Below are 17,971 nucleotides of genomic sequence, written 5' to 3'. Positions count from 1 at the left end.
GACGCCATGAAAGTTGACAACATTCTGCAAACCATCGGCAAAACGCCCCACGTGCGCATCAACCGCCTGTTTGGCCCTGGCGCCAATGTGTGGGTGAAGTCGGAGCGCAGCAACCCCGGCGGTTCCATCAAGGACCGCATTGCGCTGGCGATGGTGGAGGACGCGGAAAAGTCCGGTGCGCTGAAGCCCGGCGGCACCATCATCGAGCCCACCTCGGGCAACACCGGCATCGGCCTGGCGCTGGTGGCGGCCGTCAAGGGCTATAGGCTGATCCTCGTGATGCCCGACAGCATGAGCATTGAGCGCCGCCGCCTAATGCTGGCCTATGGCGCTCAGTTTGACCTGACCCCGCGCGAAAAGGGCATGAAGGGCGCGATTGCCCGTGCCCAAGAGCTGCAGGCGCAGACGCCTGGCTCGTGGATTCCGCAGCAGTTCGAGAACCCCGCCAACATCGATATCCATGTGCGCACCACGGCGCAGGAGATCCTGGCAGATTTCCCCGACGGCATTGATGTGCTGATCACGGGGGTGGGCACGGGTGGCCACATCACGGGCGTGGCGCGGGTGCTCAAAGCCAAGTTCCCCCAACTCAAGGTGTTTGCGGTGGAGCCCACGGCCTCGCCAGTGATCTCGGGCGGCGCGCCGTCGCCCCACCCCATCCAGGGCATTGGCGCGGGGTTCATCCCCAAGAACCTCGACACCAGCCTGCTCGACGGCGTGATCCAGGTCGATGCCGAACCGGCCCGCGAATACGCCCGCCGCTCTGCGCGCGAAGAGGGCATCCTGGTGGGCATCTCGTCCGGCGCTACCTTGGCCGCCATTGCCCAGAAGCTGCCCGAGTTGCCCGCAGGCGCCAAGGTGCTGGGCTTCAACTACGACACGGGCGAGCGCTACCTGTCGGTGGAAGGCTTCCTGCCGGCCTGATGGCCGCCGACGCGCCCCGCGCTATCACCAGGGCCCTTCGGGGCCCTTTTTTTTGGGCAGCGCAGCACAAGGCCACGGCCAGCCGTCCTACAGCGATAACGCGCTCGGGCCAGAACAATCAAGGTTCGCATCGGCCCACCTTTGCGGTGGCTTCGCCGGAGCCCCTTCCAACGATTGCAACTGCCCATGGCCCCGAACTCCGCGACAGACTCTCAGCCTATTGCGTTCAAGGTGCTCACCGTGAACGTGCACAAGGGCTTCACCACCTTCAACCGGCGCTTCATGCTGCATGAGCTGCGCGAGGCCGTGCGCGACGTGGCGGCGGACCTGGTGTTCTTGCAAGAAGTGCTGGGCACGCACCACCGACACGCCAGCCGGTTCGCCAACTTTCCGCAGGTGCCGCACTACGAGTTTCTGGCCGACACCCTCTGGTCGCAGTACGCCTACGGGCGCAATGCGGTGTATGACAACGGCCACCATGGCAATGCGCTGTTGTCCAAGTTTCCGATCACGCACTACGAGAACCACGACATTTCGGTGAGCGGGCCCGAACGGCGCGGCATGCTGCACTGTGTGCTGCAGCCCCCTGGGCACCACCTGCCCGTGCATGCCGTGTGTGTGCACCTGGGCCTGCAGGAGTCGCACCGGCAGCACCAGCTGCGCCGCGTGTGCGATCTGGTCAACAGTTTTCCCGCCAATGAGGCCGTAGTGCTGGCCGGCGATTTCAACGACTGGCGCCACCGCGCACACGACATCCTGCACCGCGAAGCCGGCTTGCAGGAGGTGTTCGTGCAGGCCTTTGGCAGGGCGGTGCGCACGTTTCCCGCGGCGATGCCGCTGCTGGCGCTCGACCGCATTTATGTGCGCAACGCCACCGTGCACTCGCCGCTGACGCTGCCCAAGAAGCCTTGGGACAAGCTCTCGGACCATGCGCCCCTGGCTGCGGAGATCCTGCTATGAAACGCCCTGCCTTCAGCACGCCCCGCGCCCTGCGCGCACCCCGGTCCTCGCGCTGGGTGCCCGGCAACCATTTTGAGTTGCTAGAAAACGGTGAGGAGTTCTTTCCCCGCGTGTTCCAGGCCATTGCCGACGCCCGGCGCGAGGTGATGCTGGAAACCTTCATCCTGTTCGAGGACAAGATCGGCCAGCAACTGCACGCCGCGCTGCTGGCGGCCGCCCAGCGGGGCGTGGAGGTGCATGTGCTGGTGGACGGCTTTGGCTCGCCCGACCTGTCGGACCGGTTTGTCGGCAGCTTGGTGGAGGCGGGCGTGCACTTTCGCATCTTTGACCCGGGCCGCCGCTTCCTGGGCCAGCGGCTGAATATGTTGCGCCGCATGCACCGCAAGATCGTGGTGGTGGACGGGCACCTGGGGTTCATTGGCGGCATCAACTACTCGGCCGACCATGTGGCCGACTTTGGCCCCGAGGCCAAGCAGGACTACGCCGTGCAGGTGCGCGGCCCCATCGTGGCGCAGATGCACCACTTCACTCGCGAGGCTGTTCTGAGCCGCCAGGAGCGCAAGCGCCACCAGGCTGCCGGCATCACCGGGCGCCCGCACGCGGGCACCGCGCACGCGATGTTTGTGACACGGGACAACCAGCAGCACACCAACGACATCGAGCGCCATTACCGCGTGGCCCTGCGCGCAGCGCGCAGCCGGGTCGTGATTGCGAATGCCTACTTCTTCCCCGGCTACCGCTTCATCCGCGAGATGCGGCGCGCCGCGAAACGGGGGGTGGATGTGCGCATCATCCTGCAAGGCCAGCCCGACATGCCCATCGTGAAGACGGCGGCCAGCCTGCTGTATGACCACCTGCAGCGCGCAGGGGTGCGGGTGTACGAATACTGCGACCGCCCGCTGCACGGCAAGGTGGCGCTGGTGGACGAGGACTGGTCCACCGTGGGCTCCAGCAACCTCGACCCGCTGAGCCTGTCGCTGAACCTGGAGGCCAACGTGATCATCCAGGACCGCGCCTTCAACACCCACCTGCACAGGCGCCTGTCGCACCTGATGGAGCACAGCTGCAAGCAGGTCGAAGCCACAGCGCCCAGCCGCTGGAACCGCCTGCGCCTGCTGCGCAGCTATGCGGTGTTCCATCTGCTGCGCTGGTTCCCCGCCTGGGCGGGCTGGCTGCCCCGGCACGAGCCCCACATCACGCTCGCCAACCCGGGTGCCGCAGAGCCCGCAGGCAGCCCCGCCACCTGAGCGGGCAGGCGCACCCCATGGCCACCCCCACGCTGCACGCGGACACCCAGGTGGGCCGCAAACGGCACACCACCAGCGGCTGGCGCCACTGGTCACAGCAGGCCTGGTGGCCCTGGCTCACGCGGGGGGTCGCCATCGCCTTCTTTGCGGTGGTTGCCGCGCTGATCTTTCGGCAGGCGCGCACGGTGGACTGGCCCGCCGTGCTGCAAGCCCTGCGCGATCTGCCCACCGCCGCACTGGCGCTGGGCGGCGCGCTGGCGCTGCTGAGCCACTTCACCTACGGCAGCTTTGACTGGGTGGGCCGCCATTGCAGCGGCCACCGCCTGCCGCGTGGTACCACCCTGGCCATCGCCATGACGAGCTATCCGTTCACGCTCAACCTGGGCTCGCTGATTGGCGGCGTGGGCGTGCGCTACCGGCTGTACGCCCGGCGCGGCGTGGACCCCGGCACCATCGGCCAGGTGGTGGGCACCAGCATCGTGACCAACTGGGTGGGCTACCTGCTGCTGGCCGGGGTGCTGGCCTGGCTGTGGCAGCCGCCAGCGGTGGCCGGGTGGGCGGTGACGCCCTGGCAGTGGCGCCTGGGCGGCACGGTGCTGGGCTGCTTGCCGCTGGTTTACCTGGCACTGTGCGCGGTGCGCAGAGGCCGTGCAATCACGCTGCGGGGCCACGCTTTTCCACTGCCGCGCTGGCCCGTGGCGCTGTGGCAAATCGCGGCATCGGCCACCAACTGGATGCTGATGGGCGCCGCACTGTGGACGGTGTTGCAACACCAGGTGCCCTACCCCGCCGCCCTGGCCACGGTGCTGCTGGGGGCCGTGGCCGGGCTGGTGCTGCGCGTGCCTGCAGGCCTGGGCGTGCTGGAGGCCGTGGGCGTGGCGCTGCTGACCACCGACGCATTGGGGCAGGAACAGGTGCTGGCGGCACTGCTGGCCTACCGGGCGCTGTACTACTTTGGGCCGCTGGTGCTGGCGGCCTTCGCACTGGGTGTGGCCGAGCTGCGCTGGCGCCAGCGGCCTGCCCAGGAAGCCTAAACACGTCCTGACAACAAAAATTCAGCCAAAACCGCCGGATGCGCTAGTGCAACGTGCCTTGATTGCTATCATTTTTATATAGATAGCGCATCCCACACCCCGGCCGCGTAGGCCGGCGGGGTTCCGCCCGCTGCGCAGACCCCGTATCATCCCGGCCCCACGCCATTGCTTTTCGCCCGATCGACACGGGCCCGCAAGACCATGATCCGACTCTCCGAAATCCGGCTGCCGTTCACCGCTGCCGAAGCCCCCGAGGCGCCCCTGCGCGCCGCTGTTACCCACATCCTGGGCATCTCCGACGCCGACATCGCCCACCTGCACGTTTTCAAGCGCAGCTTTGACGCCCGCAAGGCCGACCTGCTGGCCGTCTATATCGTGGACGTGACGCTGGCCCAGCCCGAGCGCGAGGCCGCGCTGCTGGCCCAGTTTGCAGGCAACCCACACATCCAGCCCACGCCTGACATGGCCTGGCACCCCGTGGGCCAGGCACCTGCCGACCTGCCCCTGCGCCCCGTGGTGGTGGGCTTCGGACCCTGCGGGATCTTTGCCGCACTGGTGCTGGCGCAAATGGGCTTCAGGCCCATCGTGCTGGAGCGCGGCAAGACCGTGCGCGAGCGCACCAAAGACACCTGGGGCCTGTGGCGCAAACGCGAGCTGCACGCCGAGAGCAACGTGCAGTTTGGCGAAGGCGGCGCAGGCACCTTCAGCGACGGCAAGCTCTACAGCCAGATCAAAGACCCGCGCCACCTAGGCCGCAAGGTGATGAACGAATTTGTCAACGCCGGTGCGCCCGAAGAGATTTTGTACGTCGCCCACCCGCACATCGGCACCTTCAAGCTGGTGAAGGTGGTCGAAAACCTGCGCGAGCAGATCATCGCGCTGGGTGGCGAGATCCGCTTCGAGCAGCGCGTGACGGACGTGATCATCGAAGGCAAGGGCGACCAGCGCCACCTGCGCGGCCTGAAGGTGCTGAACCACGCCACGGGCGAGACCACCGAGCTGCGCGCCGACCACGTGGTGATGGCGCTGGGCCACAGCTCGCGCGACACCTTTGCCATGCTGTACGAGCGCGGCGTGGCCATGGAGGCCAAGCCGTTCTCCATCGGCTTTCGTATTGAGCACCCGCAGGGCGTGATTGACCGCGCCCGCTGGGGCCGCCACGCGGGCCACCCGCTGCTGGGCGCGGCCGACTACAAGCTGGTGCACCACGCCGCCAATGGCCGCGCGGTGTACAGCTTCTGCATGTGCCCCGGCGGCACCGTGGTGGCCGCCACCAGCGAACCCCACCGCGTGGTGACCAACGGCATGAGCCAATATTCACGCAACGAGCGCAATGCCAATGCGGGCATGGTAGTGGGCATCGACCCCCGCGACTACCCGCAGGACGCGCAGGCGTTTGAAACCCACCTGGGCCAGACCTACGGCGTGGAGGCACTGCCGGCCGGGCAGTTCCACCCGCTGTCGGGCAGCGTGCTGCAGCGCCAGTTGGAATCGAATGCCTTTGTGCTGGGTGGGCGTGACTACAGCGCGCCGGGCCAACTGGTGGGCGAGTTCATTGCGGGCAAGCCTTCGACCCAGCTGGGCAGCGTGGAGCCCTCGTACAAGCCCGGCGTGGCCCTGGGCGACCTGCACGCAGCCCTCCCCGGCTACGCCATCGAGGCCCTGCGCGAGGCACTGCCGGTGTTCGGCCGCAAGATCAAGGGCTTTGACATGCACGACGCGGTGCTGACGGGCGTGGAGACACGCACCTCGTCGCCGCTCAAGATCGGGCGCGGCGACAACCTGCAAAGCCTGAACACACTGGGGCTGTACCCGGCGGGCGAAGGCGCCAGCTACGCGGGCGGCATTCTGTCGGCGGGCGTGGATGGCATCAAGGTGGGCGAGGCCGTGGCGCGCAGCCTGCTCGGCGCAGCTGCATGATGCGGGCGCCAACCCCGCTGCAGTTTGCAGCGGCGGCCCTGGCCATGGCCGCCGTGGTGCTGGCGTCAAACATCCTGGTCCAATTCCCCCTCAATGACTGGCTCACCTGGGGTGCCATCACTTACCCGGTGGCCTTTCTGGTCAGCGAGCTGGTCAACCGCGCCCACGGCCCGCAGCAGGCGCGGCGGGTGGCGTGGGTGGGGTTTGCGGTGGCCGTGACGGCCTCGCTGGTGCTGGCGCCGGTGCGCATTGCCATCGCGTCGGGCACCGCGTTTTTGCTCTCGCAGTGGCTGGACATCAGCGTGTTCGACCGGTTGCGCCACGGCACCTGGTGGCGCGCGCCGCTGGTGGCCACGCTGCTTGCAGCGGTGCTGGACACCGCCGTGTTCTGGAGCATTGCATTTGCGGGCACCAGCGACCCGTGGATCACCTGGGCGCTGGGTGACCTGGGTGTGAAGCTAGGGCTGGGGGTGGCGCTGCTGCTGCCGTTTCGCCTGCTCATCGGCCGCCAGCTGGCAACGCACCACCGCGCGGCCTGAGCCGCGCGGCGTCCTTCTTCTTTCCGCTTCTTTTTACTTGCGCTGCAAAAAGTCCACGGCCAGCGCGGCCAGGCTGCGTGCGCCGGTGGGAAACTGGTCTTCGTCGATGTCGAACAGCGCGGAGTGGTTGGGCGGGGCCTTGGCAAATTCCTTGCCCTTGGGCGGCGCGCCCAGAAAGTAGAAGAAGCCCGGCACGACCTTCTGGAACTCCGAGAAGTCCTCCGACCCAGCGACCTTCGGGATCACCATGGTCTTGCCGCCCATGGCCAGGTTCAGCGCGGGCAGCGAGGCCTGCGTGAGTTGCGCAGGGTTGGTGGTCACGGGGTAGGCCACGGGGCCAAAACGCACGCTGGCCTTGGCGCCGCTGGCCGCAGCAATCGACTCGGCCGTGGTGGTGATGCGCTTGAGCGCTTCCTGGCGCATGTCTTCGTCAAACGTGCGCAGCGTGCCCAACATCTCCACCTTGTCGGGGATGATGTTGTAGCGCGTACCGCCCTGGATCTGGCCGATGGTGACCACGGCCGGTTCCTGGCTGATGTTGAGCTGGCGGCTCACCACGGTCTGCAGGCCCATCACCACTTGGCTGGCGGCAACGATGGGGTCGATGGTGGCCCAGGGCGACGAGCCATGACCGCCGCGCCCTTCCACGTGGATGGTGATGTTGTCCGACCCGGCCATCAGCGGGCCGCTGCGGTAGCCCACCACGCCGCCAGGCAGGTTGGAGGTGATGTGCAGGCCGTAGATGGCCTGCACGTCCTTGAGCGCACCGGCTTCGATCATGGCCTTGGCGCCGAAGCTGGGCACCTTGCCGCTGGCGTCGGGCTCCACCGGCGCGCCCTCTTCGGCGGGCTGGAAGATGAACTTGATCGTGCCGGGCAGCTGGGCCTTCATGCCCGCCAACACCTCGGCCGCGCCCATCAGCATGGCGGTGTGGGCGTCGTGGCCGCAGGCATGCATCACGGGCACTTCCTTGCCCAGATAGTTGGCCTTGGCCTTGCTGGCAAACGGCAGGCCGGTGTTCTCCAGCACGGGCAGCGCGTCCATGTCGGCGCGCAGGGCCACCACCTTGCCGGGCAGGCCGCCCTTGAGCGTGCCCACCACGCCGGTGCCGCCCACGCCGGTCTGCACTTCCATGCCCAGCTTCTTCAGGTGCTCGGCCACCAGCTTGGCGGTGCGCACTTCCTGGCCCGAGAGTTCGGGGTGGGAATGGATGTCGCGGCGCCAGTTGACCATCTTGGGCGCCACGGCCGTCACGGCGGCGTCGATGGCCTGCAGGCCGGCGGCATCCAGGGCCTGAGCCTGGGCGGACGATGCGAACGTGAGCCCGCTAAGAAGCAGGCCGGTGGCCAGCGAGATGGCAGAGAGGGGTTTGTGCATGAGGCAGATCCGTGCAGGAAGTGAAAACAAAAGGGAACGTAGCAAAAAAACGCACGTTCATGCTAAGAGTCCACCCCACGCTGCAGTCAAGCGAAAATGGCCATCCACAGAGCCAATATCGCCATGCCCCGTTCTTCTGTCCTGTCTGCGACGGCACCGGTTTTTCGCATCGACATCCCGCTGCTACCCGAATCAGCGGTGGGCAACGCACTGCAGTTCATCGACCTCTTGCGCGGCGCCAACCTGCTGGCCGGCCTGCGGGGCGGTGCAGGCTCGCCCCGCCTGGCCTGGCGGCTGCTGGATGCCCAGGGCCAGCCCCTGCCGCACCAGCCGGGCCCGCTGGCGGCCTACACGCAGCCCACGGCGGCGCCGGCCGACGGCCCCGCACAGGCCTGGTTCATCCCCTCGTTCCACGCGGCCGACATCCCGGCCATCCGCGATGTGGCGGCGCGCCACCGCGCCCTCTCACGCCAGATCGGCATTGCGCTGGATGCCGGGCACAAGGTGCTTACCGTGGGCAATGGTGCCTGGCTGACAGCGCAGAGCGGGCGCCTGCAGGGCCGGCGCGGCTGCCTGCCGTGGTTCTACCTGGCCGGGTTTGAGCGGGACTTTCCCGAGGTGGTGCTGGACGCAGGTCACGACCTGAGCGATGACGGCCCCTGGCTCAGCTGCGCGCTGCCCCACAGCCTGGGTGAGATGGCGATTGCCTTGGTGCGCCATGCGCTGGGCGATGCGCTGGCCCAGACCTGCGCCAGCGTGCTGCGTCCCGACCACGACCGCGCCCGGGCCGCCCTGCAGGCCAACGCGCAGCAACACATCCCCGCCACACGCGACAGCACCCTGGCCCGCGCCATGGCCTGGATGGAGAACCATCTGGACGAGCCGTACTCGCTGGCCCGATTGGCCGAAGCGGCGGCGGTGAGCCCGCGCACTTTGCTGCGACACTTTCAGCAGGAGCTGTCGCAGTCGCCGCTGGACCACCTGCACAGCCTGCGCTGTGCACGCGCCAAAGTGCTGCTGGAGGTGACGCTGGAGAGTGTGCCCAGCATTGCGGTGGCCTGCGGCTACAGCGACCCCGCCGCGTTCCGCCGCATCTTTGTGCGCTACACCGGCATGGCACCGGGGGAGTACCGCAAGCGCCACGCCTTGCGCGCGCCGCGCAGGCGCTGGCGGGTGGATGTGGGGGCATGAGACGCAGCAGCCTCTCCGCCCCGCTGCAAACGCGGCCCCACCACCGTTCCTCCTTGACCTGAATCAACACCCGCAGCGGACAGCGCGCAACACTGGAAGCCCTTGGGCCGGCCATGCATTCGCACGCGCGGCGCAAGGGTTCGCGCCCAGCGCGCCTTCACCGGAGCCACCCCATGTCCACTGCCGCACCGACCACATCCCCGGCCCCTGCCCCTGCATCGGCGAGCCTCGCCAAGCGGCTCGGCCTGCTCGGCGCCCTGGTGGCGCTGCTGGCCGTGCTGGCCTTGCCCACCCCGGCCGGCTTGCCCGTAGCGGGGCAGACCATGCTGGCCATCCTCGCGTTCGCGGTGATCGTCTGGATGACCGAAGCGCTCGAATACTCGGTGAGTGCGGTGGTGATCGCCGCGCTGATGGTGTTCTTGCTGGCCTACGCACCCAGCGTGGCCAAACCCGATGGCGCGGACATGGGCACGGGCGCGGCGCTGAACCTCGCACTCTCGGGCTTTGCCAACAGCGCCGTGGCGCTGGTCGCTGCCGCGTGTTTCATTGCGTCGGCGATGACCGCCACGGGGCTCGACCGGCGCATCGCGCTCACGGTGCTGTCCAAGGTCGGCGCCCAGACCCATCACATCGTGATCGGGGCCATGGTGGTGGGCTTTCTGCTGTCGTTCATCGTGCCCAGCACCACGGCGCGCGTGGCCTGCCTGATGCCGATCATGATGGGCTTTGTGCTGGCCTTCAAGGTAGACCGCAAGAGCCGCTTTGCCGCGCTGCTGGTCATCACCACGGCGCAGACGGCCAGCATCTGGAACGTGGGCGTCAAGACCGCCGCCGCGCAGAACATGGTGGCCATCGGGTTCATCGAAAAGCAGCTCGGTGCGCAGATCACCTGGGGCGAATGGTTTGTGGCAGCCGCCCCGTTTGCAGCCCTGATGACGGTCGCGCTGTTCTTCATCATGACGCGCATGATGAAGCCCGAGATGAAGGAAATTGCGGGCGGGCAGGAGACCATTCGGCAGCAGCTGGCCGAACTGGGCCCGATGACGCTGAACCAGTGGAAGCTGCTGGCCGTGGTGCTGGTGCTGCTGGGGTTCTGGTCCACCGAGAAAGTGCTGCACGACTTTGACACCACCTCCACCACCCTTGCGGCCGTGGCATTGATGCTGTTTCCGCGCATCGGCGTGATGGACTGGAAGCAGTCGCAAAAGGGTTTTCCGTGGGGCACGGTGGTGCTGTTCGCGGTGGGCATCAGCGTGGGCTCTGCGCTGCTGCAGACCAAGGCGGCGGGATGGCTGGCCCAGCTCATCGTGGGCCACCTGGGCCTGCAGATGGCATCGGCCTTTGCCATCCTGATGCTGCTGTCCGCGTTCCTGATCGTCATTCACCTGGGCTTTGCCAGCGCCACGGCGCTGGCGTCCACCATGATTCCCATCGTCATCAGCGTGCTGTCCACGGTGCAGACGCCTGGCATCAACATCGTGGGCATGACGATGATCCTGCAGTTCGTGGTGAGCTTTGGCTTCATCCTGCCGGTGAACGCGCCGCAGAACATGATCGCCTACGGCACCGACACCTTCGACGCGCACGACTTCGTGCGCACCGGCATCGTGATCACGCTGACCGGGGTGGTCCTGCTGGTGGTTTTTGCGCTGACCTACTGGCCGTGGCTGGGGCTGATGGTGACCCGCACCTGACCTGCAGGCTTACCGCAGCGCCTTCTGGCCCCCAGCGGCTGCAGGCAGGCGGAAGGCCTCCACCAGCTCGGCCAACTGCTGCGCCTGCACGCGCAGGCCTTGCGCAGCGGCGGACGACTCTTCCACCAGCGCGGCGTTCTGCTGGGTCATCTGGTCGAGCTGCGAGACCGCCTCGCCCACCTGGCTCAGACCCGTGGTCTGCTCTCGGGCCGCAGTGCTGATCTCGCCAATGATGGTGGCCACCTGCTGCACGGACTGCACGATCTCGCCCATGGTGCCCCCAGCGGCGTGGACCAGTTGCGTGCCCTCGTCCACCTGCCGCACGCTGTCGCTGATCAGCCCGCCGATCTCCTTGGCCGCCGTGGCCGAGCGCTGGGCCAGGCTGCGCACTTCGCTGGCCACCACCGCAAAGCCCCGACCCTGCTCGCCCGCACGGGCTGCTTCTACGGCCGCGTTCAGTGCCAGGATGTTGGTCTGGAAGGCAATGCCATCGATCACGCTGGTGATGTCGGCAATGCGGCGTGACGACAGGGCAATGCCGTCCATGGTGCCCACCACGCGGTCCACCGCCTCGCGCCCGCGCTGGGCCACGCTGCTGGCACCGGCGGCCAGGGTGCTGGCCTGCGCAGCGGCGTCGGCGCTGTGGCGCACGGTGGCCAGCAGTTCTTCCATGCTGGCGGCGATCTCTTCGAGGTTGGAGGCCGTCTGCTCGGTGCGCGCCGACAGGTCGCTGTTGCCCGCCGCGATCTCGCTGCTGGCCCCGGCCACCGACGTGCTGGCCTGGCGCATGCCCACCACCAGCTCGGCCAGCCGCGCCTGCATGCCGCCCAGGCGCGCCAGCAGCGCTTGCAGTTCGTCGCGGTTACCCGCCTGCGGCGCGGGCACGGGGGAGGTGAGGTCGCCTTCGGCAATGCGGTCAGTCACTTCGGACGCATGGGCCAAGGGCTGCAGGATGGAGCGCGACAGCAGCCAGGCGCAGGCCAGGCTCAGCAGCAGGCCCACCAGCGAGCCCGCTGCCAGCAGCGTGATGCCCTGGCTCTCGCTGCGGGCCGCAGCGGCGCGCGCCTCGGCCACGCGCTGGCGCTGGTAGTCGGCCAGCTTGTCCACGGCGGCGGCATAGGCGTCAGCGGCAGGGCGCAGCTGGTTGGCAATGGCGTCGGGCGGCAAGGCCTCGCCCGCCTTGCGGCGCTTGACCAGATCGTCCCGAACCGTACGGAAGCCGTTGCCGGCCTTGTCGATGGCGTCGAACAAGGCTTGCGATTCCGGGTCTGCCGCCAGCTCGTCCAGGCGCTTGCGGACTTCGGACGAGCGGGCTGATGTGGTCTTGCGGTCGGCGTCGATGCGCGCCGCATAGGTGGGGTTGTTGTCGATCTCCAGCAGCGTTTCGGCGCGGGCGGAGCTGAGCACCACGATGGCGTGCAGCTCGCGCGCCAGCAACGCGCGCTCGGACGATGCGCCCCCCAGGTCGTCCGCGATGTCCTGCAGCCCGGCCAGCCGCCAGATGCCCACCGCCGCCGACAGGGACATGACGAGGCAGACCACACCAAAGGCCAGGGCCAGGCGGACGGCAACGCGTGCGTGGGAGATGGACATGGGAGGCTCTCGTGAGGGTGAATGGGACAACGCGGGCCTACCGCTCAGGGTGGCACCCGTCGGGAATGTATCGACAAAAGGTTACAAGTCCTTGAGCCGGCCCACAACAGGCCCCACCCTGCCGGAGCGCCAAAGCAACAGCCGCCCAACAGCCGCCCGCACACCCACAAAAAAAGCCGCCACAGTGCAAGACTGTGGCGGCCCTCGGGTCGGTCAGGCGCAGCGCCTGCAGCGGGTTATTGCTGCTGGGCGTTTTGCAGCGCAGCAATGCGCTCTTCGATGGGCGGGTGGGTACTGAACAGCTTGCCAATGCCACCGGCAATGCCCATGGCGGCCACGCTCTTGGGCAGCTCGCCGGGGTGCATGCCGCCCAGGCGGGCCAGCGCGTTGATCATGGGCTGGCGGCGGCCCATCAGCTGGGCAGCGCCTGCATCGGCGCGGAACTCGCGCTGGCGGCTGAACCAGGCCACGATCATCGCGGCCACAAAGCCCAGCACGATGTCGAGCACGATGGTGGTCACGTAGTAGCCGATGCCAGGGCCCGAGCTGTTCTCGTCGTTCTTGCGCAGGAAGCTGTCCACCGCGTAGCCAATGACGCGCGACAGGAACACCACGAAGGTGTTCATCACGCCCTGGATCAGCGTCATGGTCACCATGTCGCCGTTGGCGATGTGGGCCACCTCGTGGCCGATCACGGCCTCGACCTCTTCGCGAGTCATGCCCTGCAGCAGACCGGTGGACACGGCCACCAGCGCCGAGTTCTTGAACGCGCCCGTGGCAAAGGCATTCGGGTCGCCTTCAAAGATGCCGACTTCGGGCATGCCGATCTGGGCCTGGTCGGCGAACTTGCGCACGGTCTCGACGATCCAGCGCTCGTCGGGCGAGCCGGAGCCGTCGATCACGCGCACGCCCGAGGTCCACTTGGCCATGGGCTTGCTGATGAGCAGCGAGATGATCGCGCCGCCAAAACCCATGACCAGGGCGAAGCCCAGCAGCGCGCCCAGGTTCAGGCCGTTGGCCGTGAGGTAGCGGTTGACGCCCAGCAGGCTGGCCACCACCCCCAGCACGACAACGACGGCCAGGTTGGTCATCACAAACAAAAGGATCCGCTTCATGGAATGGTTTCTCCGTGGGGTAAACAACAACAAGTGTTTGCTGGCTCAGATGGGGGCCGGGGGCCGCGCTTCAAGCGCCGCCACCCTGGGTGACAACGGCACCCGCCCCATGGCCGCGATTGCATCGCGCTATGGTAGGTGCAAACCCCGGCCAAGGCCTTATCACACAAGGCTTGGCGGGAATTACGGCACAGGCGCTGCGCGCAAGGGCCGGAACACCTGCGCATCGTCATAGAAGCCCGGCGCCTCGTTGGCAGGCCACCAGCCGGGCACGCCCAGCACCGGCAGCGGCGTGAAGGGCTTGGTGGACCATGCCGAGGCTTCTACCTGATCGGCCAGCCATCCATCCATATCTGCTATGAAATTAATAGCTACTGGCGCATGAAAAACGTGCGTCACCATGGGTTTTCGCGGAGAAACCAGCTTTTCGAGCAGTGCGTGCCCGAACAGCACCAGCCGGGCCTCGGCCCACAGCGGGCGCAGGTCGATGAACAGACGCTGCCAGTCCCGCGCCCGGAGCGCATCCCACAGGGCATCGGGCGCCTGCAGCAATGCGCCGTTTTCATCGAACACCGTGACGGCATCGCGCAGCGGCCCGCGCACGGCCTGCACGCCATCGGCGGCGATGGCCTGGGCCTGCAGCTGGTTCAGGCGCCGCTTGGTGCGCGGAAACTGCAGCCAGACCAGGCCGTTGAAGAAGTCGTGCAGGTTGTCGCGCGTGGGCACCCGGCGGGTGTCCCAGATGTACTGCTCGTAGGCGGTGCCTTCGGGCAGGTCGGACTGGGGCACGAAGACCACCGGGGCAGCCTGTGGCGCTGCGGTCTGCAATGTCTGGTGCACCGATGGGTCATCCTGCAGCAGCTGCTGGGCCAGGGGTTGGCCCAGGGCGCGCCACGGCGCCAGCCAGGGAGCGCTCCAGTCGATGGCGTCGAAAGGCTGACTTACACCAGCCGCCACGGCAGGGCTTCACCGGCGCGCAGGGGCTTGAGTTCGGCCTCGCCAAACGCAAAGCTGTCGGGCGGTGTCCACGACTCGCGGCGCAGGGTGATGGTGCCGGTGTTGCGCGGCAGGCTGTAGAAGTCCGGTCCGTGGAAGCTGGCAAAACCTTCGAGCTGGTCGAGCGCACCGGCGTTGTCGAATGCCTCGGCATACATCTCGATGGCGGCGTGGGCGGTGTAGCAGCCCGCGCAGCCGGTGGCGTGCTCCTTGAGGTGCGCGGGGTGCGGTGCGCTGTCGGTGCCCAGAAAGAACTTGCTGCTGCCGCTGGTGGCGGCCTGCACCAGGGCCACGCGGTGCGTTTCGCGTTTGAGCACGGGCAGGCAGTAGTAGTGGGGCCGCACGCCGCCGATGAAGATGGCGTTGCGGTTGTACAGCAGGTGGTGCGCGGTGATGGTGGCGGCCGTGAAGCGGTCGGCCTGCATCACGTAGTCGGCCGCGTCCTTGGTGGTGATGTGCTCGAAGACGATCTTCAGCTCGGGGAAGTCGCGGCGCAGCGGGATGAGCTGCTGCTCGATGAACACGGCCTCGCGGTCGAACAGGTCGATGTCGCTGCTGGTCACCTCGCCATGCACCAGCAGGAGCATGCCGGCCTTCTGCATGGCTTCGAGCGTTTTATAGGTCTTGCGGATGTCGGTCACGCCCGCATCGCTGTTGGTGGTGGCGCCTGCGGGGTAGAGCTTGCAGGCCACCACGCCAGCGGCCTTGGCACGCGCGATTTCTTCGGGCGGCAGGTTGTCCGTCAGGTACAGCGTCATCAGCGGCTCGAACTGCATACCGGCGGGCACGGCAGCCAGGATGCGCTGCTTGTACGCCAGGGCCTGCTCGGCCGTGGTGACCGGTGGGCGCAGGTTGGGCATGATGATCGCGCGGCCGAACTGGGCAGCGGTGTGCGGCACGACGGTGTGCAAGGGCTCGCCGTCGCGCACATGCAGGTGCCAGTCGTCGGGGCGGGTGATGGTGAGGGTTTGGGGGGCTGCAGTCATGGGTGTGATTGTCCCATTGTGGGCAAGAGGCTCCCAAACGCTCTCATTTTCATAGCTGTCGAGGCATATGAACGTAGCGCTACCGAGCAAAATCGCTCAAAACCGGCGCGCTACGGGCAGGTGGACCGGTTTATTCGGCGGTGATGCCCGCGCGTTTGACGACTGCACCGAACTTCACCATGCGGTCGGCCATCATCTTTTCGAACGCAGCGGGCGGCATCTCTTCCGGCACGATCACGCCACGGTCCTTGAGGTTGGCCACCATGGCGGGCGACGTGGCCACCTGGCGCACGGCCTTGTACAGGGTCTGCACCACAGACTCGGGCGTGCCGGCAGGGGCTGCCAGACCGGTCCAGGAGGTAAGGTTCAGCTCGGGGTGGCCCACCTCGGCCATGGTGGGCACGTCCGGCAGCTGCGGCAGCCGCTGGTCGGCGGCCACGGCCAGGGCGCGCACCTTGCCCGCCTGGATGTGCGGCAGCATGATGACCAGGTTGTCGAGGATGAACTGCACCTCGTTGCCCAGCACGCCCGTGATCAGCGGCGTGCCCCCACGGTAGGGAATGTGCGTGGTGAACACGCCCGTGGAGACCTTGAGCATTTCCACATTGAGCTGGCCCATGCTGCCCACGCCGCCGCTACCGTAGTTGAGCTTGCCGGGGTTCTTCTTGGCGTAGTCGATGAACTCCTTGAAGGTCTTGAACGGCAGGCTGCTATGCACCACCAGGGCATTGGGCTGGCGGCCCAGGATGGCGATGTTTTCAAAGTCCTTGATGGGGTCGTAGCCGATCTTGGGCTGGGTGAGCGGGTTGGCCAGGTGGCTGCTTTGCGACGAGACCACCAGGGTGTAGCCGTCGGCCTTGGAGCGCGCCACATACTGCGCGCCCACCGAGCCCCCGGCGCCCGCGCGGTTTTCCACCACGATGGGCACGCCCAGCACGCGCGACAGCGGCTCGGAATACTGGCGCGCCATGATGTCCACCGACCCGCCGGGCGGGAACGGCACCACCAGCGTGATAGGACGCGACGGGAATTTGTCCTGCGCCAGGGCGGGCAATGCAGCAAGGCCTGCGAGGCCCAGGCCAGTGGTCAGGAGATGGCGGCGGGAAGTGGTGGCGGTCATGGCAGTCAAGGAACTCAGAAAACGGGTCAAAACAGGTCCAACAGGAACGGAAAGAATCAGGGGTGTGCCAGCACGGCCAGTGCCACGGCTTGTGCGCGGGGCACGAAGGTGGACAGCTCGCAGTACTCGCGTTCGGTGTGCGGGTGGCCGCCCACGGGGCCGGTGGCGCACAGGGTGGGCACGCCCACCGAGGCGGTGAGGCCGCTGTCGGCCGCGCCGCCGGTGAACTCACCTTGCACCTCAAAGCCCAGTGAACGGGCGCCCTGCTGGTACAGCGCCAGCAGGTAGTCGGGCGTGGGCTTCATGGGCAGGGAGCGGCGCGTGGTGGTGATGCGGCCCTGGGTGCGGGGCACGGACTCCTCTTCGACGATGGCGCGCACGCGCTCCAGCAGGTCGTCGAGGTTGGTGTCGGCCGTGAAGCGCAAGTCCACCTCGGCACGCGCGTGAGGGGCCACCATGTTGGGCACGATGCCGCCCTGCACCACGCCCACGTTGCAGGTGATGCCCGTGGCAGTGTCGGTCAGCGCGTGCAGCGCCAGGGTCTTGCGCGCCAGGGCGTCAATGGCGCTGGCGCCTGCGGCGTGGTTGATGCCCGCATGTGCGGCCACGCCCTGCACCTCGAATTCCACCACCATCGAGCCCTTGCGGCTGGTGACCACGTTGCCGCTCACGCGGCCGGGCTCGGCATTGAACACCGCACGCGGGCCATGATGAGATCGCGCGTGGCGGGCGATCCGACCTCTTCGTCGCACGAGAAGAACAGGTGCAGCGGGGCCTTCAGCCCACCGCAGCGTGCAAAGGCCTCGGCGACAAACACGTTGAGCACCAGGCCCGACTTCATGTCGGCCACGCCGGGGCCATAGGCGCGCCCCGCTTCTTCGCGGTAGGGGCGCTTGGCCACCGTGCCATCGGGAAACACCGTATCCATGTGCCCCATGAGGATGATGGGTGCGCCATCGGCTGCAGCGCCCTCTGCCGGGTTGACCTGCGCGTGCAGCAGCACGCCATAGCCGGGCACGGGCTCGAACTGCACGGGCACACCGGCCGCCTGCAGGCGCTCGGCCAAAGCATGCGCCACCGCCGTCACGCCCGCTTCATTGCGGCTGCCGCTCTCGATGTTGACCACTTTTTGCAACAGGTCTTGCATGGCCTGCTGCTGCCGGGCCAGCCAGTCCAGCACCTGAGCATGCACCGGCAGTCGGCTTTCGTTCGGGGTATTGAGCATCTTTGTCCTTGGGCAATGCCCGGGTGGGGGCAAAATTTGGGTCGCAGTGT

General features: G+C 67.5%; 14 protein-coding genes and 1 pseudogene. 8 read left to right on the top strand and 7 right to left on the bottom strand.

What is annotated here, in order from left to right:
* Positions 1–6 precede the first annotated feature (6 nt).
* From cysK to ACODSM_RS12390, 6 genes are all read left to right on the top strand, one after another.
* Positions 7–924, top strand: coding sequence for a cysteine synthase A (cysK, locus tag ACODSM_RS12415; protein ID WP_488805460.1), 918 nt, complete (start codon positions 7–9; stop codon positions 922–924).
* 186 nt (positions 925–1,110) lie between these two features.
* A complete protein-coding gene (locus ACODSM_RS12410; protein ID WP_488805459.1) occupies positions 1,111–1,884 on the top strand; it encodes an endonuclease/exonuclease/phosphatase family protein in 774 nt (257 codons plus the stop codon).
* Positions 1,881–3,131 (top strand): cardiolipin synthase ClsB, encoded by a 1,251-nt coding sequence (clsB, locus tag ACODSM_RS12405; RefSeq protein ID WP_488805458.1) that lies wholly within the window; start codon positions 1,881–1,883, stop codon positions 3,129–3,131. Before ACODSM_RS12410 ends, clsB begins: the two co-directional genes overlap by 4 nt.
* Before the next feature lie 17 nt (positions 3,132–3,148).
* Positions 3,149–4,165, top strand: coding sequence for a lysylphosphatidylglycerol synthase transmembrane domain-containing protein (locus ACODSM_RS12400; RefSeq protein WP_488805457.1), 1,017 nt, complete (start codon positions 3,149–3,151; stop codon positions 4,163–4,165).
* A gap of 201 nt (positions 4,166–4,366) precedes the next feature.
* Entirely contained in the window at positions 4,367–6,085 is a 1,719-nt protein-coding gene (locus tag ACODSM_RS12395; protein ID WP_488805456.1) for an NAD(P)/FAD-dependent oxidoreductase, read from the top strand.
* Complete coding sequence (locus ACODSM_RS12390; RefSeq protein ID WP_488805455.1) at positions 6,082–6,624, top strand: VUT family protein; 543 nt, start codon at positions 6,082–6,084, stop codon at positions 6,622–6,624. Before ACODSM_RS12395 ends, ACODSM_RS12390 begins: the two co-directional genes overlap by 4 nt.
* Positions 6,625–6,657: 33 nt before the next feature.
* Here the strand turns inward: ACODSM_RS12390 and ACODSM_RS12385 are convergent, their stop codons facing one another.
* Positions 6,658–8,001, bottom strand: a complete 1,344-nt coding sequence (locus ACODSM_RS12385) for an amidohydrolase (protein ID WP_488805454.1) — start codon at positions 7,999–8,001, stop codon at positions 6,658–6,660.
* 123 nt (positions 8,002–8,124) lie between these two features.
* Here ACODSM_RS12385 and ACODSM_RS12380 point away from each other — a divergent pair, with 123 nt between their 5' ends.
* Entirely contained in the window at positions 8,125–9,192 is a 1,068-nt protein-coding gene (locus tag ACODSM_RS12380) for a GlxA family transcriptional regulator (protein WP_488805453.1), read from the top strand.
* Positions 9,193–9,365: 173 nt separating this feature from the next.
* Positions 9,366–10,886 (top strand): DASS family sodium-coupled anion symporter, encoded by a 1,521-nt coding sequence (locus ACODSM_RS12375; RefSeq protein WP_488805452.1) that lies wholly within the window; start codon positions 9,366–9,368, stop codon positions 10,884–10,886.
* A 9-nt stretch (positions 10,887–10,895) separates the two neighbouring features.
* Here the strand turns inward: ACODSM_RS12375 and ACODSM_RS12370 are convergent, their stop codons facing one another.
* The 6 genes and pseudogenes from ACODSM_RS12370 to ACODSM_RS12345 form a co-directional block, all read right to left on the bottom strand.
* Positions 10,896–12,479, bottom strand: a complete 1,584-nt coding sequence (locus ACODSM_RS12370) for a methyl-accepting chemotaxis protein (RefSeq protein WP_488805451.1) — start codon at positions 12,477–12,479, stop codon at positions 10,896–10,898.
* Positions 12,480–12,715: 236 nt separating this feature from the next.
* Entirely contained in the window at positions 12,716–13,594 is an 879-nt protein-coding gene (gene htpX / locus ACODSM_RS12365) for a protease HtpX (protein ID WP_060983910.1), read from the bottom strand.
* Between the two features lie 183 nt (positions 13,595–13,777).
* Complete coding sequence (locus ACODSM_RS12360; RefSeq protein ID WP_476016109.1) at positions 13,778–14,551, bottom strand: DUF3025 domain-containing protein; 774 nt, start codon at positions 14,549–14,551, stop codon at positions 13,778–13,780.
* Positions 14,536–15,576 (bottom strand): dihydroorotase, encoded by a 1,041-nt coding sequence (gene pyrC, locus ACODSM_RS12355; RefSeq protein WP_116748908.1) that lies wholly within the window; start codon positions 15,574–15,576, stop codon positions 14,536–14,538. Before pyrC ends, ACODSM_RS12360 begins: the two co-directional genes overlap by 16 nt.
* Positions 15,577–15,706: 130 nt before the next feature.
* Positions 15,707–16,696 carry a Bug family tripartite tricarboxylate transporter substrate binding protein gene (locus ACODSM_RS12350; protein ID WP_488805450.1) on the bottom strand — a complete coding sequence of 330 codons (990 nt, stop codon included), beginning with the start codon at positions 16,694–16,696 and terminating at the stop codon, positions 15,707–15,709.
* Positions 16,697–16,752: 56 nt separating this feature from the next.
* Positions 16,753–17,921, bottom strand: a pseudogene (locus tag ACODSM_RS12345) (M20 family metallopeptidase).
* Between the last annotated feature and the right edge of the window lie 50 nt (positions 17,922–17,971).

The sequence above is a fragment of the Acidovorax sp. FG42 genome (assembly GCF_057809195.1).
Note: the sequence above shows the minus strand (reverse complement) of the source record. Positions and strands in the feature narration are given on the sequence as shown.

What these genes read in the sequence shown, in the direction of transcription:
- cysK (WP_488805460.1), top strand. Translation starts at nt 7, where the DNA reads ATGAAAGTTGACAACATTCTGCAAACCATCGGCAAAACGCCCCACGTG.
- ACODSM_RS12410 (WP_488805459.1), top strand. Translation starts at nt 1,111, where the DNA reads ATGGCCCCGAACTCCGCGACAGACTCTCAGCCTATTGCGTTCAAGGTG.
- clsB (WP_488805458.1), top strand. Translation starts at nt 1,881, where the DNA reads ATGAAACGCCCTGCCTTCAGCACGCCCCGCGCCCTGCGCGCACCCCGG.
- ACODSM_RS12400 (WP_488805457.1), top strand. Translation starts at nt 3,149, where the DNA reads ATGGCCACCCCCACGCTGCACGCGGACACCCAGGTGGGCCGCAAACGG.
- ACODSM_RS12395 (WP_488805456.1), top strand. Translation starts at nt 4,367, where the DNA reads ATGATCCGACTCTCCGAAATCCGGCTGCCGTTCACCGCTGCCGAAGCC.
- ACODSM_RS12390 (WP_488805455.1), top strand. Translation starts at nt 6,082, where the DNA reads ATGATGCGGGCGCCAACCCCGCTGCAGTTTGCAGCGGCGGCCCTGGCC.
- ACODSM_RS12385 (WP_488805454.1), bottom strand. Translation starts at nt 8,001, where the DNA reads ATGCACAAACCCCTCTCTGCCATCTCGCTGGCCACCGGCCTGCTTCTT.
- ACODSM_RS12380 (WP_488805453.1), top strand. Translation starts at nt 8,125, where the DNA reads ATGCCCCGTTCTTCTGTCCTGTCTGCGACGGCACCGGTTTTTCGCATC.
- ACODSM_RS12375 (WP_488805452.1), top strand. Translation starts at nt 9,366, where the DNA reads ATGTCCACTGCCGCACCGACCACATCCCCGGCCCCTGCCCCTGCATCG.
- ACODSM_RS12370 (WP_488805451.1), bottom strand. Translation starts at nt 12,479, where the DNA reads ATGTCCATCTCCCACGCACGCGTTGCCGTCCGCCTGGCCCTGGCCTTT.
- htpX (WP_060983910.1), bottom strand. Translation starts at nt 13,594, where the DNA reads ATGAAGCGGATCCTTTTGTTTGTGATGACCAACCTGGCCGTCGTTGTC.
- pyrC (WP_116748908.1), bottom strand. Translation starts at nt 15,576, where the DNA reads ATGACTGCAGCCCCCCAAACCCTCACCATCACCCGCCCCGACGACTGG.
- ACODSM_RS12350 (WP_488805450.1), bottom strand. Translation starts at nt 16,696, where the DNA reads ATGACCGCCACCACTTCCCGCCGCCATCTCCTGACCACTGGCCTGGGC.